Consider the following 25,671-nt stretch of genomic DNA (forward strand, 5'->3'; position numbering starts at 1 on the left):
GGTTACATCCGCGCTTGCTCAGAACGCAGGTCGGGGAAATAGGGACTGGGGGCAGGATAAAACTCCGGATAGCGGATGCGAAGTTGTTCGAGGTGCTGGAGATGCTCACGGACGATTTCGCGATCACCCCGTGCTTCGGCTTCTCGTATCTCCTGGTGGAGCAGCCGAACTTGCGCTTCATGCCGCTCTCGTCGTAGTCGATGGATTGCTTGCCGAATCGTCTCGATCGTAGTGGAAGCGGGTGTTTCCGGCATTGGCGGCAGGCGATTGCGCAGTTCCTCGGCGTATTCCTGCACTTCAGGAGGCAACCATGTATTGTTGTCCTCGCGTAACTGTGACGGATCAGCTGTTCGCAGTGCCTCGAGAATGGCTGCGTTGCGTGCATCGAGTACGTCGTATTCGTCAAGCTCAGCGATCACTGATTGAGCAAGCTGCGGGTAGCGGAGACAGAGCGCGATGCATCGTTCCTCCACTGTAAGAGGTGTTCGTGTTGGCCCGGCGAGTTCGGGGACGGGACTTCGCATGCGCTGTGGTGAGCCACGTGATGTTCGCATCGCCTGGCGAACCAACTCTTCGCGAATGCTCAAGCGTCGAGCGACTTGCTGGACATAATGATCCTGTACAATTGGATCGCTAATCTCGCGCAAAATCGGAGCGATACGTTGCACGAGCGCTGAAATCGCTTGTGGCGACGTTGGAGGCTGTGTGCCAAGCAGTGCGTCAAGATAGAAATCGAACAGGGGAACAGGGTGCGTAATGGCCTGGTCCCACGCTTGCCGGTCGTTGCGAATCAGCTCATCTGGATCCTTTCCACCAACGAGCCGGGCGATGCGGAGATCAACACGTAGTGTTCGCTCGAACCGAATCATGTAGCGCACACGAGCATCGGCATCGGAGGTGGTTACCGGTACCGGGCGATCCGGTTCAGCAAGCACCTCTCGCATGACGTCCAGTCCACGAAGTGTGGCTTGTTGACCCGCTGCGTCAGCGTCAAGTGCGAGAATGATTTGATCGACGGCACGGTGTACCAGCCGAACTTGCCGCTCCGTCAATGCTGTGCCCATGGATGCTACTACGTTGGTGTAGCCGAATTGATGAGCCGTAATCGCATCAATGTAGCCCTCAACGACAATGAGCTGCCGCGTTCGGCGGATTGACTCCCAGGCGAGGTCTAACGCATACAGCACACTGCTCTTGTCGAACAATGGAGTCTGCGGAGTATTGAGGTATTTCGGTTGAACATCACCAAGTGCCCGTCCGCCAAACCCGAGGATCTTTCCTTCACGATCGCGGATCGGAAAGATAAGGCGATTGCGAAAGCGGTCGTAGAGTGTTCCGTCCTCGCGTTGGCCGATCAGACCAACTTCGAGCAGCTCATCGCGTGTCGCCCCCTGCTTTCGTAGATGCTGGAGTAACGCGTCTCGGGTAGCTGGTGCAAACCCGAGCTGAAATCGCTCAGCTGTCTCGCGATCAATGCCACGTTGGACAAGGAGATCACGGCCAGCTGCGCCGAGTGTGGTGTTCCACAGCACATGGCTAAACCAACCAGCGGCCAGCCGATTGAGTTCAGCTAAGCGAGCTAGATGAGCATCCTGCTCTGCACGCTGCGGGGATGGGCGGTGCAGTGTAATACCAGCGCGTTCGGCTAAGCGCTCGAGTGCTTCGCGGAAGCTCAGTTGCTCAATGCGCATCAAGAAGCTGACTGCGTCGCCACCGACGCCACAGCCGAAGCAGTGAAACGTTTGGGTCTCGGGGAAAACGATAAAAGACGGGGTTTTCTCCTGATGGAAAGGGCAAAGCCCCTTATAATGTCGGCCAGTTTTTCGGAGGGCAACGTAGTTGCCGACAAGCTCGACAATATCTGTCGCTTCGCGAACGCGCTCAAGATCGTCTCGGCGAAATGCACCTGCACTCGTCATGTTAGTACCCAGAAACGTGGAATACGCAGTTGCTCAAACTTCATGAGTGCATACCGGTCCGTCATGCTGGCGACATAGTCTGCAGCGACGCGTTCAGGGCCATCGTCGATCAGCGCGGCAGCGAATTCCTGCGGAATTTCTTCTGGATGCGTTGCATAGTGCTGAAAAAGATACTCGACGATCGCCTCGGCTTTCTGTGTCTCAGGGGAATGATTGAGCGGTTCATACACGTGCTCAAAGAGGAATGTGCGAAGTTCATCGGCTGCTTCCCGCATGGAAGAGGAAAGCGCGATGACCTGCATGCCTGGTGTGAACGTATCGAGCAATGGTGCTGAGGTGGTAATAACATCGAGCACGAGCCGATTGATCCGCTCAGCATGCGTCTCTCCCAGGATCTGCAGCACTCGCTTCGGGATGTCAGCCAGCCGTACCATGCCCGCGCGGACTGCATCGTCGAGGTCGTGGTTGATGTACGCAATGCCATCGCTGACTTTAACAACTTGTGCCTCTGGAGTGAGTGGCCTCCCCGCGGCTTCGCTCATAATGCTGCTGACCAGTTTTGAGTGCCGCAAAATGCCATCACGAACAGCGTTTGTGAGATTCAGCCCGCGGCCGTCTTTCTCAATCCTGTCAACAACGCGTAAGCTCTGCTCGTTGTGGCGAAAACCTGGAAATACACGCGCAAGCGCTCGCTCACCGGTATGGCCAAACGGGGTATGGCCAAGATCGTGAGCGAGTCCAATCGCCTCGATCAGATCTTCATTTAATCGCAGGGCACGACCAATCGTGCGTGCAATCTGGGTTACTTCGAGCGTATGCGTCAGTCGCGTCCGAAAGTGATCACCGTCGGGTGCAATAAAAACCTGAGTCTTATGCTTCAGGCGACGAAAGGCTTTGGAGTGGATCACCCGATCGCGATCGCGTTGAAATGCTGTCCGTACCGCACATGGCGACTCAGGATGGGGACGAGAGGCATCCCGGCTCCGGGTAGCTGCTGGGTGCAGCCAGGCTTCTTCGCGCTCTTCAATCCACTCACGGATGCACGTAGTCGTCATCACGCGTACCGTTAACCCTTCCTTGCAATCTAGTGTACGTACGGACAGTGCTTTTGACGAGGGTTGTGTTCATATGAACTTTCTCGGTTAACTTGATATGGTACAGGGATGAGCTGTCTGAGGGTGCCATCAATGACGAAGGAACACCTTGCTGAGCGTCTTGCTGCACTCGAAGCTGCTCCTGGGGTTTATCTGATGAAAGATGCCCAGGGAAACGTGATCTATGTTGGCAAAGCGGCGTCGTTGCGTGCTCGTGTTCGTTCATACTTCGGCTCGCGTTCGGGTATGGATGCCAAAACGCGAGAATTAGTTGAGCATATTGCTGATTTTGAAGTCATTCGCACGGATACTGAGACTGAGGCTCTGATTCTTGAAAACGAATTAATTAAACGGTATCGCCCGCGGTATAACATCCTGCTCCGAGATGACAAAACGTATCCCTTTATCCGCATCACCAATGAGCCATATCCACGAGTGATTGCAACGCGCCGGTTGGTACAGGATGGCAGCCGTTACTTCGGCCCATATCCGAGCGCTGGCGCTGTACATCGTACGCTCGAACTCTTGAAGCGCCTTTTCCCCTATCGGGCATGCGATATTGAGATTACTGGTAATGCGAGCCGACCGTGCCTTTACTATCATATCGGTCGATGTGCTGGCCCATGTATTGGTGCGGTATCGCAGCAAGAATACCAGCAAATTATTGAGCACGTTATTTGTTTTCTCGAAGGCAAAGGAGACGATCTTCTTCCTGCGCTGCGCGCGCAAATGGAAGAAGCCGCCGAACGGCTGGATTTTGAGCAGGCAGCCCGATTACGCGATGAGATTCGAGCCATTGAGCACGTTTTGCAACATCAGAAGATTGTGACCGGCCGCAATGAATCGTTTGACGTTCTTGCCGTTGCTCAGGGAGCCGGGGGTGACGCCTGTGTTCAGGTGAGCACGGTGCGCAACGGCAAGCTGCTCGGTTCAGAATCGTATATGATGGCCGGGGCGCGCGTTGACGATACGCCGAGTGCGATTCTCACATCGTTTGTCACCCAGTTTTATCAACAGGCAGTGCAGATTCCGCCGGAGATCGTCCTGCAATATCCTGTTGACGATGAAGCGATGATTGCGGCGTGGCTTACCGAACGTCGCGGGAGTACGGTGAAGCTTACGGTGCCAAAGCGTGGGTTACGGCGTGAACTCGTCGAGATGACGCAAAAGAGCGCGCAGCAAAACCTCGAGCAGCACCGCGTGCGCTGGCTAAACGATGAGCAGCGGACAACAATGGCGTTGAGTGAACTCGCCGATGCACTGGGCTTAGATCGCTTGCCACGACGCATTGAGTGCTTCGACGTGTCAAACTTGCACGGAACGAACGCTGTTGCTAGTATGGTGGTCTTTGAGCAAGCGAAACCGAAGAAGAGTGACTATCGGCGGTTCCAGATTAAGAGCGTCGAGGGACCGAACGACTTTGCAATGCTGCAAGAAGCAATTCGCCGTCGTTATCGACGCGCACTTACCGAGGAGCAGACAGAATCGTGGCGGTCACTTCCTGATTTAATCATTGTGGATGGTGGCAAAGGGCAACTCAACGCAGCGTGTGAAGTGCTCAGAGAATTGGGCCTTGATTTGCCGATTGCAGCATTGGCCAAAGAACATGAGGAGCTCTTTTTGCCCGATCGCCCTGACCCAATTCTCTTACCACGCGATTCGCAGGCACTCTATCTTGTCCAGCGTATTCGCGACGAGGCACATCGCTTTGCAATCACGTTCCACCGCAAGCGCCGGGCGAAGTCGACAATTGCCTCGGTCCTTGATGAAATTCCTGGCATTGGCCCGCGTCGCCGCCGAGCGCTGTTGCGCGAGTTCGGCTCTGTGGAAGGCATTAGACAGGCGAGTGTCGAGGAGATCGCCAACGTTCCCGGGATGACGCGGGCGTTGGCTGAGCAGGTGAAAGCTGAGTTGGGAGGATAAGAGGGCTGTGCCAGCAGAAATCATTCGTGCTGATGACCCCCAGATGCTTGTGCGTGCACGTGAGGTCCTGCTGAATGGCGGCTTAATTGTCTTTCCGACGGATACCGTCTATGGCGTTGCTGCTGCTGTTGAACGACCTGATGCGGTAGCGCGCCTTTATGTTGCGAAAGGGAGGCCACTTGACCGACCAATTCCCGTCTTGATCGCTTCCCTTGACCAGCTTGAGCGACTCGCTGCGACGATCGACGAGCGAGTGCGGAAACTGGCCGCCCAATTTTGGCCTGGCGCATTGACCATTGTTGTGCCAGCCCAACCGTGGCTACCGCCAGAAGTCGTGCGTGATACTGGTGCAGTTGGCGTGCGGATGCCAGATCATCCAGTCGCGCTTGCAATCATCCGCGCCTTAGGCGGTGCACTTGCTGTGACGAGCGCAAACCGGTCAGGTGAGCGTGAAGCGCGCACAGCTGAGGAGGCCTTTGAGGCATTAGGCAATCAGGTGGAGCTTATTGTCGATGGTGGCACATGCCCGGGAGGTGTTCCATCAACGGTGATTGCCTTGACCCCAACGGGAATAACGGTCATGCGGCATGGGGCGATTGATCCTGCCGAGATCGAACGTGCGTTGCTCTCTTAACCAAAATGGATCTTGTTCCCCAAATGTGGAGTGAATCACAGTACAATCAGCACGAGAGTGCCTGAAGGTGGGGAGGCACCACGATCGAATGTCGGTGGGCGTGGTCTGCAGGTGGGACATTAAAGGAGCGTGAGCACAATGCCGATGCCGTCGGATGCCCCAGTTTCACGCCCCAGCCGTTTCCTTCCGTTGTTCCGTCGCACGCGCCGACCTCCGTTGACTGTCCATACCTGGGAGTGGCGGAGAGTAACTGAGGCTGTTTCTGGAGAGAAGCAGCGGTATCGTATCTTGATTCTCTCGGCCCCAATCGGTGGTGGGCATAATGCAGCCGCACGGGTTCTCCATGCGCAGCTGAGTGCCCGCGGGCACTGTGTCACCATCCAAGACGGCTTTCGAGCAATGAGCCCTCTCCTTTGCCGTCTTTTTCAATGGATGTATCCGCGCCAGCTCAAGTATTTCCCTCTGTCTTATACAGTGCAATTTGCGCTTTCCGATCGGCGATTTGTGGCGCAAGCAGTCCGTTGGTTCTATGGACGTTTTCGCGGTGAACGACTCTTGCGCTTTATTGAGACTCATGAACCCGATCTTGTTATTTCGACGTACCCGTTAGTTACTGCCGCGCTCGGGTATCTTCGGCGGCGCGGCCGGCTTACTCGTCCCTGTGCGGCTGTTGTCACGGATTTTGGTGTCCATCGCCTTTGGGTATCCCCAGGCGTTGACCTTCATCTCGTGCTTTCGCTCTTGCCTCAACCTGCCTTTGATGAAGTTGGTGAGACTGTGCGGCTTATGAAACCCCTCGCGAGTGATACCTTTGCCGAGCTCCCGGACCGTGACACGGCTCGTGAGCAGCTTGGCTTGCCCCCTGACGTGTTCTTTGCCCTCGTGATCGGCGGTGCGTGGGGCATTGGAAACATCGAGCGGATTGTTGCTCATCTCGTTGAACTCGGAGTAGGAGTTCTGGTTGTCTGTGGTACGAACCGGCAGTTGGAGTGTACCTTGCGCAACCGCTATAGACAGCATCCGCTGGTGCGTGTCTACGGATGGACGGATCAGATTCCGCTGTTCATGGCGGCGGCCGATTGCTTGGTTCAGAACGCTGGTGGCATTACCTGCCTCGAGGCCATGCTAGCACAGCGGCCGATTATCATGTATCAGCCGATTGCTGGTCATGGCAAGCGCAATGCCTGGGAGATGGAGCGAGCTGGTGCGGCTTACTACCCGCGCTCCAAGAAAGCGCTTGCCTGGCTGCTAGCGACAACACGTAACGGCTTGCAGCCGCTCCATCCCCCCTTCATCCCAAGCGAAGCTGAAGCTGCGGTCTCGCTCATCCTCGCGTTAGTTGCAGCCTGAGTAACCCAGGGTTAGTCGCCATGATGGTTGATCCTTTATTGGACAGGCGAACGCGAGCGTTCGCCCAGATCACCTGGCTCACCAAGCCCAGCGTATGACCCAATCATGACGCCGAATGCGCTTCCAAGCAGCCCTCCAAGAATGAAAACCAGGCTGCTACTCGTGTTTGGGGAGAACAGGCTTTTACCCAGTAGGGCAAGCAGCGCTCCAGCGAGGAATCCTGGCACGATGGCCCATCCCATGATGCGTTGAGCGCGATTTAACACTGGCTCTTCAGCGGCCTCCTCCTCTGGTGTTTCTGCCAAGGTCTGTTGGACAACGAATGCCTCGCCCATGAGTGCGCCATAGACAAGGTGCAAAATGAGGTTGCCGATTACTGGTAGCGGACCAGCGCCAAGCTTGACCCCAAAGATGCCTGCCCCCATCACTGGGAAGAAGATCACGATTGATGCAAGCCACGGGAGAAGAGCAAAGATGAGCCCACGGCGCCAGCCTGGGCCATTGAGCCGCGGTTCAAACCAGGCGGCGTAGATGACTGCCCAAATAATTCCTGCGGCAAAGTTGAGGATGATTGCAGCAGCGAGGCTCGTAAATACTCGTTGAGTGAGGAGGTTGGCCGCCAAGTGTGCAAACCACCGCTGAAGTATCGTTCCCTGCGGTAGGCTCGCCCCAAGTGGCTGGACAATCCAGCCGTAGCTCATGAGTAACGCAACAGTGGCGCCACCAGTCCCAGCAAAACCGGCCAGAATACTTAGTGGGAGCCAGTCACGAACGCGGCCGTTGGGAAGGCGTTCGGGTTCGCGCGCCGGAGCGAGCGCAGGAGTTCGTGGGGCGCGACTGGGCTGGGAGGATGGTGTTGGTGATACGACCAACGTGGGCCGGAGTAACCCAGTGGCGACGACAATGCCCCCTATCACGATCGCTACTGCGGCGATTAGGGCTTGCGCATAGCGTCCCGAAAGCAAATGAAAGATACCAGCAGGAATAGCGAGGACGAGTAAGACGATGTACACCACATCCCACAGCGAGAAGCGTCTCATCGAACCGCTCCTTTCCTGGCTACTAACCCTCGAGGGTGTTTTCGCAAAGTGGAGCGCCAAATGTCTGGCAGCTCTGTCCATTGCTCCTTTCACCATGTTCGCGCTGGCATGTCAGAGTGTACCATACAGCGAATGAATATGGCGAGGATCAACGCCGGGACAAGGTGAAGTAACGGATGCGTGAAAAACTCATGCTACTGCGGAACATCCGAGTTCTTCGACACGCGCTTGTTTGGGGGATGGCTACACTTATCACTGTCATTCTCGGCATCTTGGCACGTCGTGATGGACCGCGCATTGGTGAAGTCCCATTGCTTTCGCCGTACGGCCGCCTCTATTGGCTCGTTGCGTTGGTTAGCCTGGTCCTCGTTGGCGGGGTTGCTCAATGGCAACAACGACAACGAGATGAGCATGAATTAGGTGAAGAGCCCGTCGCGTGGATCGCGCCAGTCCTGACGATCTTGGCAGCGACCCTCGTATTGGCTGCTTATGCCGAGAGCATACGAGCGCTGGTGGTGGTTGTGCTCGGCGTCGTTTTCCTTCTTATCTGGCATACGCTGACACACCGTCTGCTGGCCGTTGAGAATCTGCAGCAGCGATTACTTGGCCAGCTTGGTCATACCCTTTTTGTCCATCTCTTGGCATTGATTCTCCTTGCGATGATTTATGTGCAGAAGTTGCGAAGTCTCTACTCCGCAGTCGCGATCGTTGTTGTGACAAGCATGCTTTCATTCTTGGCAATGCAAGGTGTCAGCCATCCGCGTGAGCGACGTTTGCTCTATGCGATCCTAACTGGATTGATATTAGGGGAAACGACTTGGGCGCTGAACTATTGGCGAGCGACGGGGTGGCTTGGGGGTGCTGTGCTCTTTGTTTGCTTTTACTTCATTACGGGGCTCATCCTGGCACACCTGGAGCGTGCACTCCAGGTTCGTGACGTGGTGGAATATGGTGGAGTCGCGCTTCTGGCTTTTGGCATATTGACTTGGGCAATTCTACGCTAACGGGTTAGTGTAAGTATGAAGGAGCAACGCAATGCAAGAAGATGAAGAGCTCGAAGATCTTACCCTTGAACTTGAAGAGCTTGAGGATCTCCGCTACGAGATGCTGGAATTAGGGATTACCAGCCTTGCAGAACTTGAGGAGCGTATTGCTGCCCTTCGCGCTCAGATTGCTGAACTCCGTGGTGAGGAGTTTCCGTCCGACGGAGATGATGACGAGGAGTAATCGCTGATGGATCTTTTCGAGGCGCGCCGTCGCGAGTTGCTTCGGACACAATCCCCACTCGCAGAGCGGATGCGCCCCCAGAGCTTAGAGGAATTCGTCGGACAGGACCATCTTACAGGCCCACGCGCTCTCTTGCGTCGGCTGATTGAGCGCGATCAGCTCCGGTCATTGATTCTGTGGGGACCTCCTGGTAGCGGGAAGACGACACTCGCTCGGATCATCGCGCGAACGACGCGCGCGCATTTTGTCGCACTTTCAGCAGTTACTGCGGGTGTGGCGGACCTGCGGCGGGAGGCAGCTGAAGCTCGTGAACGACTGGGAATGCATGGCCAGCGAACGATTGTCTTCATCGATGAGATTCATCGCCTAAACCGCGCGCAGCAGGATGCGATTCTCCCCTATGTTGAAGATGGGTCAATTATCCTGATTGGAGCAACCACGGAAAATCCATCTTTCACTGTCAATGCGCCTTTGCTCTCACGAGCCCGCGTGATCGTACTTGAACCGCTGTCCGATGATGCACTGCGTGTCATCATCCAGCGCGCGTTGACTGATCCTGATCGTGGTCTGGGGTCCCTGGGGCTTCAGCTTGATCCAGAAGCTGGCGATCTCCTCATCCGTCTCGCCAACGGTGACGCACGCTTTGCACTCAATACACTGGAATTAGCCGCACTTGGCGCAACCGGTTCGATGATTACCACACAGGATATACGTGAAGCAGCAATGCGGCGAGCTGCCGTCTATGACCGCGCGGGCGATGCGCACTACGATACGATTTCAGCATTACATAAATCAATTCGTGGCTCTGACCCCGATGCAGCGCTCTACTGGCTTGCCCGCATGGTTGAAAACGGCGACGATCCCCTGTACATTGCTCGCCGACTCATTCGTATGGCGAGTGAGGATATTGGCCTTGCCGATCCTGCGGCGCTACTCATCGCTGTCGGCGCCTATCATGCTGTCCAGATGGTTGGATTACCGGAGGCTGCACTCGCCCTTGCTGAGGTGGCGGTGTACCTGGCACTTGCTCCAAAAAGCAATGCGCTCTATCGCGCATACACTGCAGCGCAACAGGACGTTCTCGAGGCGCCGAACGACCCGGTGCCACTCTATCTGCGCAATGCACCAACGCGGCTCATGCGCGAGCTTGGGTATGGCCGGGATTACCGCTATGCACACGATGAGCCTGATGCAATTGGAATCCAGGAGTATCTTCCGCCACGGCTGCAAGGCCGTCGCTACTATCAGCCAACGGACCGCGGAACAGAAAAGCACCTGGCACAACGGCTTGCTCAGATTCTTGCCCGACGCGCGCAAGCCCAACCGCGTCGAGATCAGGAGGAGGAACGGTGACGAGCGAGGAACCAATCACCCTTATCGGTCGTCCCGGTGGGCGTCGCAATGATGAACTGCGTCCCGTCGAGATCATTGCTGGATACTTGCCGTATGCTGAAGGCTCAGCGTTGATCAAGATGGGGAACACCCACGTCCTTTGTGCGGCTACAGTTGAAGCGCGTGTGCCAAATTTCCTGGTCGGCACAGGACGGGGGTGGATTACTGCCGAGTATGGCATGCTCCCACGGAGTAGCCGGGAGCGCATTAGCCGCGAGCGCATGGGACCCGGAGGTCGGACAGCAGAGATCCAGCGCCTGATTGGTCGCGCCCTGCGTGCTGCCGTTGATCTTACCGCTCTGGGCGAGCGTATGATCATTATCGATTGCGATGTTATCCAAGCCGATGGTGGAACCCGTACTGCCGCTATCACTGGCGGCTATGTTGCGTTGTACCAAGCGCTTCAGTACCTTGTCCGTGACGGTGTGCTCACGACCTTGCCGATCGTCCGGCAAGTTGCCGCTATTAGTGTCGGCATTGTTCACGGTGAGCTGCGGCTTGATCTGGAGTATGCTGAAGATAGCCTCGCAGAAGTCGACATGAACGTGGTTATGACTGATAGCGGCCACTTTGTCGAAATTCAAGGCACTGCCGAAGGGCTGCCGTTCAGTCGTGAGCAACTAGGGTTGCTCCTTGATCTTGGCGAACGTGGCATCCGTGAGCTGATGTGGCATCAGCGGCGGGCGCTGGGGCTCCCGCTCGAATAATGTCTACGTTGTTTCAATATAGCCTTTCGTCGATGGCAGTGTGTCCTGGATGCGTGCATCACGCTGCGTTGCTTGGTCGAGTGCCCGCCCGAGGGCCTTGAATACCGCTTCGACTTGATGATGAAGGTTCGTGCCATAGAGCGTGAGAATATGGACGTTGATTCTGGCTTCATAGGCGAAGCTTTCCAGGAAGTGCCGGACGAGGTCGGCGTCCAGCAGGCCAAACATTCCCGGAACAAAAGGTGAGGTCATGACAAAATAGCCTCGACCGCTACAGTCAACAGCGACATGGGCCAACGCCTCATCCATCGGCACTGCGGCATTCCCCATGCGAACGATGCCGCGGTGATCCCCAAGCGCTGCTTTGAACGCCTGGCCAAGGCAGATTGCAACATCTTCAGTTGTATGGTGTGCATCAATGTGAAGGTCGCCTTTCGCCTCGATGGTAAGGTCGAAGCGACCATGCTTGGCAAAAAGAGTCAGAACATGGTCAAGTGCGCCGATGCCTGTCTGAACCATTGCCGTGCCACGTCCGTCAAGAAGTACCTCGACGGCGACACGCGTTTCTGTAGTTTCGCGCTGTATCACACCACGACGTAGCGCAGTCATCCGTTTGCCTCCGGCTGATAGGATTGCAGGACAGCAATAATCTGATCAGTATGCTCGGGAAGCCCAACACTGATGCGGAGACAATCTCGCAAGAGTGGATCATCATACTTGCGAACAAGGATGCCGTGCTGGGCAAGCCAGGCATGCACCGCATGTGCGTCGCCAACCGTAACGCGGCAAAGGATGAAGTTGCCGTGTGAAGGATACGGTTTCAGATAGGGGATGGTGCGAAGTTTGCGGTAGAGCCGACCGCGTTCCAGGCGAAGCTGGATCACGGTCTGGAACTGAATCGCGCGATCAGCAAGTGCGGCTTCCACTGCGCGCAAAGCAGGCACGCTGACGTTAAAAGGTTGTTTGATTGTCCAGAGTCGATCCGCAAGCCAGCGTGGAAAGAGGCCATAGCCGATGCGGAGTCCAGCAAGGCCTGCCCATTTGCTGAACGTTCGTAGAATCCCAAGGTTGTCATATTCCTGAAGCAGTGGGGCGAATGTCTGCCCTGCAAACTCATAGTACGCTTCATCAGCTACCACAAAAATGCCGGTCTTCAGCAGTTGCTCAAGCTGATGGCGTGTCACAGGATTGCCTGTGGGGTTATTCGGTGACGCAAGGAAGATGAGGCGCGTCGTTGGACGAATCGCGCTCAGGATCTTTGGGATATCAAGGTCAAAATCTTCGTTACGGGCAACACTCTGCACTGCAGCACCAAAAAGCGGTGGGCGCGAGAGGTAGACGCCAAAGGTGGGAACAGGGACAAGAACGTCATCGCCAGGCTTGACGAGGGCAAGCAGGAGCAAGTCGATGAGTTCATCCGAGCCATTACCGAGAATGATCTGTTCTGCAGGGATACCGGTATATTCAGCCAAAGCAGCGCGGGCACGACGTTGCATAGCATCTGGGTAAAGATGATAGGGGAGGGGTTGCGCAAGTGCCTCACGCACGAGAGGAGAAGGTCCGTATGGATTCTCATTTGCGTCCAGCTTAATGAGCTGCTCTTCTGGAATTCCGAGAACTTCAGCTGCAGTTGCTGCATCGGCCACCGGTAGGTATGTATTCATCTGCATTGCTTCAAGCCTTATCGTTCCAAAACCATTGCTCCCACCATGGGAGTGTTGCATCCGAGTGAGGATCATACTACGCCACGCTCATGGAGAAGAAGCAAGAGTTGTGGCAGGCACCATGGTAGGATTGCAGAAGAATGCCTGTGCGTATGCTGCCGAGCGAGTGCATGCGCATGATGCCGATGATCAAACCATGGGTGAGCAGATGACAGGAATGCAGCGACTTCAACGCGTTCTTGCAGCTCGAGGAATTGCTTCTCGACGGAAGGCCGAAGCGTTAATTCAGGCTGGTCGTGTCTCAGTTGATGGCCAGATTGTGCGTGAACTCGGTGTGCGAGTCGATCCCGAGCGGCAGGATATTCGGGTGGATGGTCGCCCTCTGCCGGCGGTTCGCCCACGCTATATCATGCTCCATAAGCCGGTAGGGTATATTACTACAACTGCTGACGAGCGTGGCCGGCAAACAGTGCTTGATCTTGTTGACGTTCCAGAACGGGTTGTACCAGTAGGGCGCCTTGATCGTGATACCTCCGGCTTGCTGTTGCTCACAAATGATGGCGAGTTCCTCTATCGCATTACCCATCCTAGATATGAGCTTGAGAAAGCGTACGAAGCGCTCGTCGATGGATTTCCTGATGAGGAAACAATTGAGTTGTTGCGTCGAGGTGTGAGCATTGCTGGGCGTCCTGTCGCAGTGCGCCGCGTGTCGTTGCTCCGGACGGAGCCGCGCGGTGCAGTGTTTGAAGTTGTCGTTCATGAAGGACGTAATCGGATTATTCGGCGTATGTTTGAACGGGTGGGCTATCCAGTTCTCGCATTGAAACGCACCCGGATTGGCCCGCTCACGCTTGGAACTCTTCCAGTCGGAGCCTGGCGTGACTTGACGCCTGAGGAAGTTGCGGCGCTGGCACGTGTCGTTGGCCTTGATCGGAAGGTTGTCGGAGACGAACTACGGCGTTCCAACGTTCGACCAAGACAGGCAGAGATGACTCGGGGGAGAGGTAATGGCGCCAAGCGCTCAGCAAAGGGAGCAGCGGCCATGCCGGATCGTTATCGCAATCGACGGTCCGGCCGCAGTGGGGAAAAGCACCGTTCTCGCTGAACTAGCTCGCCAGCTTAACGCGCTTCCGTTCGATACTGGCATTGTCTATCGCGCGTTGGCCTGGGCGGCGCAGCAAAACGGGATATCGCTTGACGATGAATCGCGTCTGAATTCACTTGCACAACAGCTCCAGCTTGAACTCCGCCGGGAAGAAACATCCAACGGGCTCGCTGTGCGCATTGTCGTAAACGGGCAAGATGTCTCGGAGGTAGTGCGCGCACCAGAACTCGGCGAAGCCGCCTCCCGGGTTGCTGCCTATCCAGGTGTTCGTGCTGCGCTTTTAGCTCTGCAGCGTGAGGTTGCCGCCTCAGCTGAGCGTGTTGTCATCGCTGGGCGGGATATCGGGACGGTTGTGGTGCCTGAGGCAACGCTTAAGATCTGGCTCGACGCCTCACTTGACGAGCGCGTACGCCGACGGTATCACGAACTTCAGCAGCGAGGTGAAGAGGTTACACTGGCTGAGGTGAAGCGCGACCTCATGCAGCGTGATCAGCGAGACACTTCACGCGCCGCGGCACCGATGCAGCGCGCTGCTGATGCCATCGTTATTCAGACTGATGGACGATCGGTTCAGGACATTGTGCAGCAAATCCTTCTGTTAGCAAAGGAGCGTGCTCGCTGTGCAGACGCAGCGCGTACCGTTTGATCCAGCCTGGCGTCTTTCGCCACGCCGCAAGCTCAAGATGGCTATTTTTAAAACGGCGCGTTTCTTCATTGTGCCACTTCTGCGGCTAGTCATTCGCTTTCGGCTCGAAGGACTGGAACATGTGCCGCCATACGGCCCTGTCCTCGTCGTTGCGAACCACCTACACAATGCTGATCCTGTGCTGATCATTGCAGCCTTGCCACGCCCGGTGCTGTTTATGGCGAAGAAAGAACTTTTTAGTATTCCGATTATCTGTTGGTTTGTCCGCCAATCTGGTGCTTTCCCGGTTGATCGCGGCAAGGCTGATCGCAATGCATTGCGCCAGGCGGAGCAGTTGCTTCGTGAAGGCATGGTTGTCGGCATCTTTCCTGAGGGCACACGCTCGATCACTGGTGGCCTGACCAAACCGCATCCGGGCGCGGCGCTCTTGGCGCTTAGGGCACAGGTGCCAGTCCTACCTGTGGCTATTACTGGCACTGAGGTCTTGCCGTTTAACGGGAAAAAGGGGCGAGTACGTGGTCGTGGCTGGCCACGTGTAACGGTGCGCGTTGGCCAACCGTTCTTCGTTAGTGCAATGACGCCGCAAGGCCAGCGACGGACGCTCGAGGATGTTGCTGATGAAATGATGCTGCATGTTGCTCGGTTGCTTCCACCTGCGTATCGCGGCATCTATGCCCAGCATCCGCATGTCATCGTGGATCCTGAAACTGCCGAGATCGGGCGATGAGTGTTCCCCTACCAGTGGGCTGTCAAGATATGGGAGCGCTCTATGCTTGGTGGCGCGGTGATCCCCTGCCAGCACTTGCTCCTTTACCAGGCTTGGTAGTGCAGTGCTGTACAAAACTCCCTGGGGCACACCATGACTTGATCCAGAAACCAGAAGAGATACAAAGGCGCTGGCAAGAAGGACATCGCCTCTATCTAGCATGGATCAGGCAGCAACTCGTAGCGTTTGGTTGGGTGGCAACACGGACGGCCGAAATTGGCGAGCTGGCACTGCGGTTTTCTCTCTCCCCTGATGACCGATACCTCTGGGATTTTCTGACCATGCCATCATGGCGAGGGCAAGGAATCTACCCACGCTTGCTCCAAGCGATCCTGCGTCTTGAAGAGACAGGAAAACACTTTTGGATTGGCCATGGTCCGAATAACGTGGCATCAGCACATGGAATTCTTCGGGCGGGCTTTCGTAAGGTGATTCAGGTATGGCGCCTGCCCGATGGTAAACTGGTCTGTACTACTTGCGATGACCAGCGCGCTGAGGCTGGGGCGGCGTTGCTTGGCCTTCCTCTATGGCGAAGCTGATCGATGTTTTAGCCTTCTCTGCGTAACTCTATCGCACGTCTCCAGTGGCGAAGGGCAAAGACCGATGCGCCAAGTCCAGCGACCCCGAGCATTCCGAGCAATGGTTTGGGAATGCGTTCTGGGATGCGGACGTTTCCGTCATCGTAGCTTTGGAAGAGTTGTCCCCATGGTGTCTCAAGGGCAGTTCGAGCAAGTTGCCGACCCACACCCGATGGCCAGAAAAGCTGGAGCTTAAGTGTTGTGAGGAGCTTTCCAACGCCTTGGGGTGAAGCGAGCTGAGCTGCCCCCTTCTGTCTCCGGCCGGTCACCGTGTTAATGACCCTGTCTTCCGGCTGGAGGTTCCAATCAGGCCCTAGCAGGTTTTCCCCAAGAATGCTCAATGCCGCGAGGTCGCTGATGCCAAGCCCTCGCTCTTGTGCTTGTTGTAGAGCAGGAATCTCCTGGGGAGGATATCCCAGGATGATCGCTCCAAGAGTGTCCACTGCGACGTGATCTGTGCTTGCCAGGATAAGGCTCCATTCTTTCAATCGCGTGTTTGCAAAACTGCTTCCTTGTCCGACCAGTGTGGCATCGACAACGGTGAGACTCCCTGCACTGAGTTCTTGTTGCAGGGCAACCGCGTCTGCGAGGACATCAGCGATTGGCACACGGCTGAGCGCTGCTGCATGGGCATGTCCAAGCCAGAGTTGTGCTGTGCTTACCATGCCACCAGCTATTGCCATTGCTGGATGTGCTGAAAGTGCTGGCAAGTGGATGATGTTACGCTCGAGAAGCAATCGCGGCACCTTAATTCCATCGGGGAAGAGTTGAGGGGCAACTTTAAGCGGACGCGAGGGGGTGTGGGTTACCCATTCAACCTCAGGATCGTGTAAATCGAGGTGCGAGAGGCGGTATTTATCGATAACATAGCGAAGCTTGTTCGCTTCTTCGGCCTGCAGGACGCTACCAACAAGTGGCTGATGGCAGAGAATGTAAAGTCGACTGTACCCATCAGCCTTCAGTCGTCGAACAAGGCCTTCAAGTTGCCATGGCGTTGTTGCGCTCCCGGGGCACCACATCGCAGTGGGAGTAGTAATGACGATGACAGTGTCACGGTCCTTCGGTAATGCCAGTTCGTATTCGATCAGGTGCAAAGCCCGGCCAATGTCTCCTAAGACCGTCTCTGGCCTTGTCTTGATGACAGCAACCTTGCCTTTTCCGTGAAATTCCGTCATGCTACTACTCGCTTTCTCACAGCACCGGCAGCGCACTCTCGGCTTCATCCTACTCAATGCCGTGCTTGTCCTGCTATCAAGATCGGTGGAGAATGCAGCCGTGCTCAGCCCTGCGATAGGGGTTGTACGTACACCCTGGACCTGGTATGCTGTGCCATGTCGTCACTGCTCTCGTCGACTGTGATCGGGATAATAGCTAGAGCGGTCGCGGAAGCGAGGGGGAAGCGTGCGGCGTTGGTTGTTCGTTGGGGTAACGCTCTGCATCAGTGTAGCGCTTTGGCAATCTGCAGCAGCGCAAGCAACGGAACCAGTAATTACGGCCGACTCCGCCGTTGTCTTAGATGGCCAAACTGGTGCGATCCTCTACGCTAAAGATCCTGATACACCACGAGCGCCGGCGAGCCTTACCAAGATCTTCACGGCGATCGTTGCGCTGGAAACTGCCCCGCTTGATACCCCTTTGACGGTAACTGCTGCTGATCTTGTTGGCGAGTCCTCGATGGGATTGCATGCGGGCGACCACTTGTCGCTGCGTACCGCTCTCTACGGCCTCTTACTCGCTTCAGGAAATGATGCGGCGATGGTCATCGCACGTAACCTTGGAGCCGAACCCGGAGATACACCCCAACAATCAGTCGCTCGCTTTGTACGTCAGGAAAATGCCCTTGCTGAGCAGCTTGGCCTCACACATACCCATCTCGAGAATCCTCATGGGCTCGATCAAGAGGGGCATGTTTCATCTGCTCGTGACCTGGCTGTTGTTACCCGATATGCTCTGCGGAATCCACAATTTCGACGCATCATCAGCACGCGCACGTACGAAGATGGCCAATACGCCTTCTTGCAAACCAACCGATTGCTTGGTGTATATCCAGGCTTGCTTGGCGGAAAGACCGGCATCACTGATCGGGCTGGGTACTGCCTTATGGAGGTTGCTGAACGCGATGGGCACACCGTTATTGTCGTTTTACTCCATAGCACGGCTGAGGCATGGTATGACGATGCCCGAACGTTGCTTGACTTCGGCTTTGCGCAACTAGCGAAGCAAACAGCGTTACCAACCGCTCAACCATCTCCTCTTGTGCCACTGGCGCCATCGACGCCAGTCACATCAACACAGACGAGTTCTACCTCACTATCCGTATCTCAGCCAGCGACAGGGACAACGGTCGTGATTCAGTCCGCTGGACCCGTCGCACGCGCGTTGGCTCATCCATGGCAGTGGCTCATGGCGAGTCTTGTAGCGATGGGAGGCTTCCTCTGCCTTTGGGTTGGGGCGCCAGCAACCCTCGGACTTATTGGATTGCGGCGCAGTCGACGGCGAACGGCACATACCTCGGCGCGTCGTCAGCGAAGCTGGCAGAAATCAGAATCAGTGGCCTGTGAGCGGCGTACGGAGCGGCATCCTGGCAATGTCCATCATGCGTCTATCACGCGGCAACAAAAGGCTATCTCTGGACGACATGGAAGCGATTATTCTCTCGGCGACGTATTTACCCTGCTGCCGTCTACAGATGGTTCCCCACACGTCGTCACATTCTTGCCTGCTCAGGCTCGTACTCGACGAGCAATCCGCTTGGCCTGTGAAGGAAACTACCAGGAAGCCGAACGCGAATTTCTGGATGCGCTGCGCAGTGACCGACGCTATGACTTTACCCAGTGCCCGGGCTTCTGGCAGATGCCGCCTGCAGGCTATATCGCGGCAGCTCGTGCCTACCGGCTTGTCCAGCGTACTCGCGATGCCCGAAGTCTTCTGATGGTCGTTCGTCTCAGTTTTGGTTCGACCCCGTTGCTTGATGCTGAGCTTGCGCAAATGAGCGAGGGCGTCTTCTCGCAAGCGCGTTCTTCTCCTGTGAACAGCTGAATTCGAAGTCCATTCCTGGGCATATTCTCATCGCGCAGTAGACTTGATATAATCCGTAGCAACTGATATACTCATGTATGCGTAAGGGGCGGCAACCCTTGAGGGAGGAGCGATGCGACGATCAGAACCACTCTATGTCATCAGTGTTGCAGCGCGGCTTCTTGAGCTGCACCCGCAGACGCTACGGAAGTACGAGCGTGAGGGATTTATTGCTCCATCCCGAACGCCGGGAAACCTCCGACTTTATTCCGCTGAGGATATCGAGCGTCTGCGCCAGATTAAGCATCTCGTTGAAGAGCGCGGTGTCAACCTTGCTGGCGTGCAACTCGCGCTCTCACTGACGAATCGGCTGCAGCAGTTGCGCGAACGTTGCCTTGCAATCTCAGAGCAGTATGATCGGATCTTCGACTCGGTTGTCGCTGAGATCGAGGCAATGCTTCAAGAGCTTGGCGCAAGCATTGACCAGTAAGTGCCGTCGCTTACGTTACTGAATGTTGTTTTCCATTCCGAAGGCAAGGGGGTATTGACGTTTCCATGAGCATGCAGCGGTTGACTGAAAAAGCACAGGAAGCATTGCTGACAGCACAGCGCGAAGCGGAGCAGCGTCGTCATGCTCAGCTTGATGTCGAGCACCTGCTCTACGCGCTCATTACCCAGACTGATGGTGTCGTGCCGCAGATCGTCTTGCGCTTGAAGCGTGATCCTCAGACCGTTCGAGCTGATCTTGAGCGAGTGCTGCAGTCGCTCCCGCGTCTGCAATATAGTGCAGAGCCAACTGTCTCGCCAGCCCTCCGCCGCACGCTCGAGCGGGCAAACGATGAAGCGCAGGCGTTTGGCGATGAATACATCAGCACGGAGCATCTCTTGCTTGCCGCTCTTGATACGGCGCCCCGCTCGCCAGGCGTTGCGGCTTTGCTCCGGCAAGGCATTGACCGGAATGCCGTTCTCTCGGCGCTCGCGCAGATTCGCGGTGCTCAGCGGGTGACGAATCCAACGCCTGAGTCAACATATCAAGCACTCGAGCGCTATGGTCGTGATCTGACTGCGCTCGCCCGGCAGGGGAAGTTAGATCCGGTCATTGGCCGGGATGAGGAAATTCGCCGGGTTATTCAGGTGTTGCTCCGGCGTACCAAGAATAACCCAGTCCTGATTGGTGAGCCAGGTGTTGGGAAGACGGCAATCGTCGAAGGCTTGGCTCAGCGAATTGTTCGTGGTGACGTCCCAGAAGGGTTGAAGGACAAGCGGATTGTTCAGCTTGATCTTGCTTCAATGGTCGCCGGGGCGAAATACCGTGGGGAATTCGAAGAACGCCTCAAGGCCGTCTTGAATGAGATTCAGCAATCCGAGGGCGAAATTATTGTCTTTATCGATGAGGTGCACACAGTCGTCGGTGCGGGCGCGGCTGAAGGCGCGCTTGATGCATCAAACATGCTCAAGCCGATGCTCGCTCGTGGTGAACTCCATGCAATCGGTGCGACGACGCTTGATGAGTATCGGAAGCATATTGAGAAGGATCCAGCTCTCGAGCGTCGCTTCCAGCCGGTCTATGTCGATGAGCCGACGGTTGAAGAGACAATCAGTATCTTGCGTGGCCTGCGTGAGCGCTACGAGTTGCATCATCAGGTGCGTATTCTTGACTCGGCGCTTGTCGCAGCAGCTGTACTCAGCCATCGCTACATCACAAATCGCTTCCTGCCAGACAAGGCGATCGACCTTGTCGACGAGGCTGCGGCACGCCTGCGAATGGAGATTACCAGCATGCCGGCCGAGCTCGATGAGCTGATGCGCCGGATTATGCAGCTTGAGATCGAGCGTGAGGCGTTGCGCAAGGAACGGGATGAGGCATCACGTGAACGTCTCGCGAATATTGAGAAAGAACTCGCTGACCTGCGCGAGCAGGAGCAAGTTCTACGCTCGCAATGGGAGCAGGAGCGGCAAGCGCTCGAGCGGATCAGCGCACTCAAGCAGCAAATTGAACAGACACGTCATGAAATCGAGCAAGCACAGCGTGTAGCGGATTACGCTCGTGCGTCGGAGTTGCAGTACGGACGGCTTGTCGAACTTGAGCGCCAGCTTCGCGAGGAAGAGCAGCGCCTAAGCCAAGTGCAGCATGGCCGCCGCTTGCTCAAGGAAGAGGTCGATGCTGATGACATTGCCGAGGTTGTCAGCAAGTGGACGGGCATTCCAGTCGCGAAGTTGATGGAGAGCGAAATGGAGAAGCTCGTCCACATGGAGGAGCGGCTGCATGAGCGGGTCGTTGGCCAGGACGAGGCAGTAACAGCTGTTGCCAATGCGATCCGCCGCGCTCGTGCTGGCCTGCAAGATCCGAACCGGCCATTGGGCAGCTTTATCTTCCTGGGGCCCACTGGTGTTGGCAAGACAGAGTTGGCCAAGGCGCTGGCTGAATTTCTCTTCGACGACGAACGCGCGATGGTGCGGATCGATATGTCCGAGTACCAGGAGCGGCATACCGTTTCACGCCTCATTGGTGCGCCGCCAGGGTACGTTGGCTACGAGGAGGGTGGCCAACTCACTGAAGCGGTTCGGCGCCGGCCCTACTCGGTCGTACTCTTCGATGAGATTGAAAAGGCGCATCCGGAAGTCTTTAATGTGCTGCTCCAGGTGCTCGATGATGGTCGTCTCACCGATGGACAAGGCCGAACTGTTGACTTTCGCAATACAGTGATCATCATGACGAGCAACCTTGGGTCCTCGTACATTATCGAAGCGGGCCCGAACGGTCAGGAACGGATGCGCGAACGGGTCATGGAAGCAGTGCGAGCGCACTTCCGTCCTGAGTTCCTGAACCGGATTGACGAGATCATCATCTTCCATCCGCTGACCCGCGAGCAGCTCGCGGAGATCGTCGAAATCCAGCTGCGCCAGGTTCGCCAGCGCTTGCAAGAACGCCACATTACGTTGCAGCTCACGCCGCGAGCCAAGGAGTGGCTGGCCGAGCATGGCTACGATCCGGTCTTCGGAGCACGCCCGCTCAAGCGTGTCATCCAGCGAGCGTTACTTGACCCGCTCGCGACCAAGCTGCTGCGTGGGGAAGTGCGTGATGGGGAGACTGTCATGGTTGATGTCTCGCCAGACGGTCAACTAAGTATCCACGCACTGCTTTCTGAAGCCGAAGTCGTTGCGTAATGAACAGACGGGCGAGGGGACTGGAGCTTCCCTCGCCCGTTTCCCTCGTTTGAGCGAGAGAGGTGGCAGCGATGGTGGAGCTTATCAAGCTCATCTTGACCGTACTGGTGGTTGTGCTGGTTCCCTTGCTGTTCATCCTTATCTTTGATATCGCAGCACACCTTAGCGATCTCTTTGGAGAGCGATAGTTACCAGGGAGGGAGCGTGAATGACCGGGCTTGATCAACTTGCCAAAGTGCTCCTCATTACTGGGCTCTGCTTTGTCGTTGTCGCGCTTGTTCTTTTGACACTCGGTCGCATTCCCTTCCTTGGACGCTTACCAGGCGATATTGTCTACCGACGCGGGAACTTCACATTCTACATGCCGTTAGCCACGATGCTTCTGCTGAGTCTCATTTTCACGCTCGTGCTCAATCTGATCTTTCGCCGATAGCTACCACGCTTGTGCTCATCATCCTTCACAAGGATGAAGGAGGCGGAGCGTAGCGAGCGCATAAGCCTTGGCAGCCATGACCACGTCAGCGAGCGCTACCCATTCATCTGGCTTGTGCGCTGTTGCAGGATCTCCTGGACCATAAATAATTGTCGGAAAACCACGTGCAGCGAAGAACCGCCCATCAGTCGCCATATTGAATCCGGTTGGTGTACTCTCCAATCCAAGCTGACGGTTGACCTCCAGCATCGTTTGGACAAGCGGGCTATCAAGCGGTTGCAATGTCGCTTCTCTCCCAAGCCACTCGTAGGCTGGAGCAACCGAGACACGAATGCCAGGCATTGCCGCAACAGCTTCTTCTGCAATTGCACGCACTTCGGCGATGGCTTCTTGTGGCGTTTCCCCAGGGATCAGGCGTCGATCAATTGTAATGCTGCACTGATCAGGCACAACATTCGTCTTGACACCGCCATGGATGATGCTAATCGTGGCTGATGAGGGAGCAGTGAAGTACGGCGCACGGCGCTGAGCGAGAACTGGCCAGAGACGTTCGCGAAGCGCCATGATCACAAATGCCATGCCCTCGATTGCATTCACACCTTCCCAGGGGAGCGCACCATGGGCGGTACGGCCATAGGTTGTGATAATAATCCCCGTGCCACCGCGTTCACCGATACAGACGCGGTTGTCTGTTGGCTCCCCGACAATGACGAAATCTGGCTGAAGGGTAGCTTGCTCAATGAGAAACGCTGTACCGTCCTGCCCGCCGATCTCTTCATCAGCAACGGTGGTTACCACCAGTTCTCCCGCTAGTGGAACCTGGCTCCGCACGAGTGCAAGGGCTGCAACTAATTGTGCAGCCACGCTCGCTTTGTCGTCGTTGGCGCCGCGGCCATAAATTCGCCCATCGACGTAGTCTGCACCAAACGGCGGATGTGTCCAGCTTGCTTCCTCGCCGATTGGCACGACATCGAGGTGGGCGTTGAACAGGAGCGTTGGGCCCTTACCCCAACGGTAGCGCGCCACCAGGTTCGGCTTTGCTTCATCATGGGCAACGATATGAAGCGAAAATCCAGCATGGTGCAGGATGTCAGCGCAATAGCGTACTGCTTCGCGGACATCGCCAGGCGGGTTAACTGTTGGGATACGAACAAGGTCGGTAAGGATTTGTGTGATCTCTTCCTCACGAATCTGCGCAAAAACGGCGTGCTGTGTGTCTGAGACCATTGAAACCCTCCTTATTCCTGCTGCTCATCTTCTACGGTCTGGATTGTGCTTGGCCTATGCCCAATTTCTCGATCCCGGCAGAGGCTGTGCTATCCTCCCTCGGAGGAGGTGGCTTGTCAATCTGGAAGGAGCATGCATGGCGCAGAGCACCGAGCAGGAGCAGCAGCTAATACACGCGGTAGTGCAAACAGTCCGGGGTTTTGCTTTCGATATGGATGGCGTGCTCTACCGCGGAAATCTCCCGATGCCATTTGCCAAAGAGGTGTTGGGATATTTGGAGCAGCATAAGTTTCCGTATGTTTTGGTTACGAACAATTCAACGAGAACACCGCAGCAATATGCCGAAAAGCTTGCTGGTATGGGGATTCGCGTTCCTCCTGCGCGGATCTTGACGTCAAGCCTTGTGACACGTGCCTGGTTGGAGCAAACCTATCCGCGTGGTACGACCATCTTTGTTGTTGGCATGGACGCACTTGCCGAAGCGCTGTTTCACGACGGTTACTTTATGCCAGCGACGACTGACGCCGCGGTGGTTGTGAGTGGAGCAGATTTTGCACTAACATACGAGAAGTTAAAAATTGCGACGCTCGCAATTCGGCGTGGGGCAGCCTATGTTGCAACGAACCCCGACCGCACATTCCCGTCTGAAGAAGGCTTAATCCCAGGAGCCGGAGCGATCATCGCTGCAATTCAGGCAGCGACCGATGTGCAACCAATTGTTATTGGCAAGCCCGAGCCAGCTATGCTGCTGCAAGCTGCCCGAATGATTGGCTGCTCGCCTGACGCGATGCTGATGGTTGGTGACCGACTCGACACTGACGTGCTTGCTGGCAAGCGTTGCGGTATGCGAACAGCTCTTGTCCTGACCGGTGTAACGACTGCCGAAGAAGTTGCCGCAAGCCAACTCATTCCCGATCTCATCTTACCAGACCTAGGTTTTCTTTTGCGTGCGTTGCAGGCGGATCAGGACGGATAAATGGCCTACGGCCGCTATCACGTTGAAGATCCGGGCAAGATTCAAGGGCGCGATGATGTCCGTCTCGGTGAGCGAAGTTACGCGGGCCTTCGTCTCCGCTACGCGCTCGAGAGTATCCAGCATGTTCATGGCCGAATTCTCGTTCCCGGATGTGGTGCTGGTCGATACGTTCGGGCGCTCGCTCGAGCCCGTCCAGATCTTCAGATCATTGGGGGGGATCTCAGCAAGACAGCCCTGCGGGAGGCACGACGACGTGAACGTGGGTGGTATCTTGCCCTCGATGCGACGCGACTTCCGTTCCGTGATGCGTCCTTCGATGCAGTCATCTTCTTTGATCTCCTTGAACACGTACCGGATCCTGCGGCGATGATCCGCGAATGCAGCCGTGTGCTGCGTCCCGGCGGCATCCTCCATTGCTATGTGCCACTCGAACGACAGCCTGGCACGTTGTACATGTTGCTAGCACAAAGCCAGCGGGTTCCGATTCGCCGCTGGAAGCGGGATCACGTTGGGCATATCCAGCACTTTGACGATAGTACCGTATTGCGTTTGTTCTGGCATGAGCGGCTTGCAGTGCACAATCTTGCCTATAGCTTCCATTTCATCGGTCAGCTGCACGATATTCTGGACTATTGGCAGCGAGAGCGGATGAGTGGTGGAACGGGATATCTGCCCCAGTGGGCAGTGCGTATGATCTGCCGTCTCGCATTCATCTTGACGTGGAGACTCGGCTACTGGGAAGATCGGCTGTACAAAGGTCGATGGTTCGCGTCTGGTCTCCACGTGACAGCAGTGAAGGGATAA

At 56.1% G+C, this 25,671-nt stretch carries 24 protein-coding genes; 17 read left to right on the forward strand and 7 right to left on the reverse strand.

All coding sequences use genetic code 11. From position 1 onward, the window contains the following. Nucleotides 1-2: 2 nt before the first annotated feature. Nucleotides 3-1,919 (reverse strand): DNA primase, encoded by a 1,917-nt coding sequence (gene dnaG, locus N675_RS08685; RefSeq protein WP_038039002.1) that lies wholly within the window; start codon nt 1,917-1,919, stop codon nt 3-5. Continuing rightward, nucleotides 1,916-2,974: a deoxyguanosinetriphosphate triphosphohydrolase gene (locus N675_RS08690; RefSeq protein ID WP_038039003.1), complete on the reverse strand. Its 1,059-nt coding sequence runs from the start codon at nt 2,972-2,974 to the stop codon at nt 1,916-1,918. The genes dnaG and N675_RS08690 overlap by 4 nt, the downstream gene beginning before the upstream one ends. 132 nt (nt 2,975-3,106) lie before the next feature. On the opposite strand from N675_RS08690, the gene uvrC reads away from it, so the two are divergent. The 3 genes from uvrC (at nt 3,107) to N675_RS08705 (ending at nt 6,920) form a co-directional block, all read left to right on the forward strand. Next, on the forward strand, nt 3,107-4,936 hold the full coding sequence (uvrC, locus tag N675_RS08695) for an excinuclease ABC subunit UvrC (RefSeq protein WP_038039004.1): 1,830 nt from the start codon (nt 3,107-3,109) through the stop codon (nt 4,934-4,936). A 7-nt stretch (nt 4,937-4,943) separates the two neighbouring features. Continuing rightward, the gene (locus tag N675_RS08700) at nt 4,944-5,570 is read left to right on the forward strand and encodes an L-threonylcarbamoyladenylate synthase (RefSeq protein ID WP_038039005.1); all 627 of its coding nucleotides are present in this window, start codon (nt 4,944-4,946) and stop codon (nt 5,568-5,570) included. Nucleotides 5,571-5,708: 138 nt separating this feature from the next. Then, a complete protein-coding gene (locus tag N675_RS08705) occupies nt 5,709-6,920 on the forward strand; it encodes an MGDG synthase family glycosyltransferase (RefSeq protein ID WP_051914494.1) in 1,212 nt (403 codons plus the stop codon). A 35-nt stretch (nt 6,921-6,955) separates the two neighbouring features. Here the strand turns inward: N675_RS08705 and N675_RS13700 are convergent, their stop codons facing one another. Further along, the gene (locus tag N675_RS13700; protein WP_051914495.1) at nt 6,956-7,960 is read right to left on the reverse strand and encodes a hypothetical protein; all 1,005 of its coding nucleotides are present in this window, start codon (nt 7,958-7,960) and stop codon (nt 6,956-6,958) included. A 176-nt stretch (nt 7,961-8,136) separates the two neighbouring features. Between N675_RS13700 and N675_RS08715 the strand changes: the two genes are divergently transcribed. Genes N675_RS08715 through rph form a run of 4 tightly spaced genes read left to right on the forward strand, consistent with a single transcriptional unit; the run spans nt 8,137 to nt 11,286 of the window. Then, nucleotides 8,137-8,964 carry a DUF5656 family protein gene (locus N675_RS08715; RefSeq protein ID WP_038039006.1) on the forward strand — a complete coding sequence of 276 codons (828 nt, stop codon included), beginning with the start codon at nt 8,137-8,139 and terminating at the stop codon, nt 8,962-8,964. A gap of 31 nt (nt 8,965-8,995) precedes the next feature. Then, nucleotides 8,996-9,187, forward strand: coding sequence for a hypothetical protein (locus tag N675_RS08720; RefSeq protein WP_038039007.1), 192 nt, complete (start codon nt 8,996-8,998; stop codon nt 9,185-9,187). A 6-nt stretch (nt 9,188-9,193) separates the two neighbouring features. Then, a complete protein-coding gene (locus N675_RS08725) occupies nt 9,194-10,540 on the forward strand; it encodes a replication-associated recombination protein A (protein WP_038039009.1) in 1,347 nt (448 codons plus the stop codon). After that, nucleotides 10,537-11,286 (forward strand): ribonuclease PH, encoded by a 750-nt coding sequence (gene rph / locus N675_RS08730; protein WP_277870636.1) that lies wholly within the window; start codon nt 10,537-10,539, stop codon nt 11,284-11,286. The genes N675_RS08725 and rph overlap by 4 nt, the downstream gene beginning before the upstream one ends. A 3-nt stretch (nt 11,287-11,289) precedes the next feature. Here the strand turns inward: rph and hisB are convergent, their stop codons facing one another. Beyond that, entirely contained in the window at nt 11,290-11,895 is a 606-nt protein-coding gene (gene hisB / locus N675_RS08735) for an imidazoleglycerol-phosphate dehydratase HisB (protein WP_038039010.1), read from the reverse strand. Continuing rightward, entirely contained in the window at nt 11,892-12,956 is a 1,065-nt protein-coding gene (gene hisC / locus N675_RS08740) for a histidinol-phosphate transaminase (protein ID WP_081886961.1), read from the reverse strand. The genes hisB and hisC overlap by 4 nt, the downstream gene beginning before the upstream one ends. 115 nt (nt 12,957-13,071) lie before the next feature. Between hisC and N675_RS08745 the strand changes: the two genes are divergently transcribed. From N675_RS08745 to N675_RS13705, 4 genes are read left to right on the forward strand one after another with little or no spacing between them, the layout of a single operon-like run. Then, nucleotides 13,072-14,055, forward strand: a complete 984-nt coding sequence (locus tag N675_RS08745; protein ID WP_231577986.1) for a pseudouridine synthase — start codon at nt 13,072-13,074, stop codon at nt 14,053-14,055. Then, nucleotides 14,030-14,701 carry a (d)CMP kinase gene (cmk, locus tag N675_RS08750; RefSeq protein WP_231577987.1) on the forward strand — a complete coding sequence of 224 codons (672 nt, stop codon included), beginning with the start codon at nt 14,030-14,032 and terminating at the stop codon, nt 14,699-14,701. The genes N675_RS08745 and cmk overlap by 26 nt, the downstream gene beginning before the upstream one ends. Next, nucleotides 14,676-15,428 carry a lysophospholipid acyltransferase family protein gene (locus N675_RS08755; RefSeq protein WP_231577988.1) on the forward strand — a complete coding sequence of 251 codons (753 nt, stop codon included), beginning with the start codon at nt 14,676-14,678 and terminating at the stop codon, nt 15,426-15,428. Before cmk ends, N675_RS08755 begins: the two co-directional genes overlap by 26 nt. A 14-nt stretch (nt 15,429-15,442) precedes the next feature. Further along, the gene (locus N675_RS13705) at nt 15,443-16,006 is read left to right on the forward strand and encodes a GNAT family N-acetyltransferase (protein WP_197066284.1); all 564 of its coding nucleotides are present in this window, start codon (nt 15,443-15,445) and stop codon (nt 16,004-16,006) included. Between the two features lie 8 nt (nt 16,007-16,014). Here N675_RS13705 and N675_RS08765 read toward each other — a convergent pair whose 3' ends face one another. Then, a complete protein-coding gene (locus tag N675_RS08765; protein WP_038039011.1) occupies nt 16,015-17,220 on the reverse strand; it encodes a DUF362 domain-containing protein in 1,206 nt (401 codons plus the stop codon). A gap of 226 nt (nt 17,221-17,446) precedes the next feature. Here N675_RS08765 and N675_RS13710 point away from each other — a divergent pair, with 226 nt between their 5' ends. The 4 genes from N675_RS13710 (at nt 17,447) to N675_RS08785 (ending at nt 22,664) form a co-directional block, all read left to right on the forward strand. After that, entirely contained in the window at nt 17,447-19,084 is a 1,638-nt protein-coding gene (locus N675_RS13710; RefSeq protein WP_051914498.1) for a D-alanyl-D-alanine carboxypeptidase family protein, read from the forward strand. Between the two features lie 112 nt (nt 19,085-19,196). Then, nucleotides 19,197-19,553, forward strand: coding sequence for a heat shock protein transcriptional repressor HspR (locus N675_RS08775; RefSeq protein ID WP_038039012.1), 357 nt, complete (start codon nt 19,197-19,199; stop codon nt 19,551-19,553). A 65-nt stretch (nt 19,554-19,618) separates the two neighbouring features. Then, nucleotides 19,619-22,231: an ATP-dependent chaperone ClpB gene (clpB, locus tag N675_RS08780; RefSeq protein WP_038039013.1), complete on the forward strand. Its 2,613-nt coding sequence runs from the start codon at nt 19,619-19,621 to the stop codon at nt 22,229-22,231. Nucleotides 22,232-22,439: 208 nt separating this feature from the next. Beyond that, the gene (locus N675_RS08785) at nt 22,440-22,664 is read left to right on the forward strand and encodes a DUF2905 domain-containing protein (RefSeq protein ID WP_038039014.1); all 225 of its coding nucleotides are present in this window, start codon (nt 22,440-22,442) and stop codon (nt 22,662-22,664) included. Between the two features lie 18 nt (nt 22,665-22,682). Here the strand turns inward: N675_RS08785 and N675_RS08790 are convergent, their stop codons facing one another. Next, entirely contained in the window at nt 22,683-23,891 is a 1,209-nt protein-coding gene (locus N675_RS08790) for a M20 family metallopeptidase (protein WP_038039015.1), read from the reverse strand. 136 nt (nt 23,892-24,027) lie between these two features. Between N675_RS08790 and N675_RS08795 the strand changes: the two genes are divergently transcribed. Beyond that, entirely contained in the window at nt 24,028-24,867 is an 840-nt protein-coding gene (locus tag N675_RS08795; protein WP_051914499.1) for an HAD-IIA family hydrolase, read from the forward strand. Then, a complete protein-coding gene (locus N675_RS08800) occupies nt 24,868-25,671 on the forward strand; it encodes a class I SAM-dependent methyltransferase (protein ID WP_038039016.1) in 804 nt (267 codons plus the stop codon).

It is taken from the genome of Thermorudis peleae (assembly GCF_000744775.1).
Lineage (GTDB): Bacteria > Chloroflexota > Chloroflexia > Thermomicrobiales > Thermomicrobiaceae > Thermorudis > Thermorudis peleae.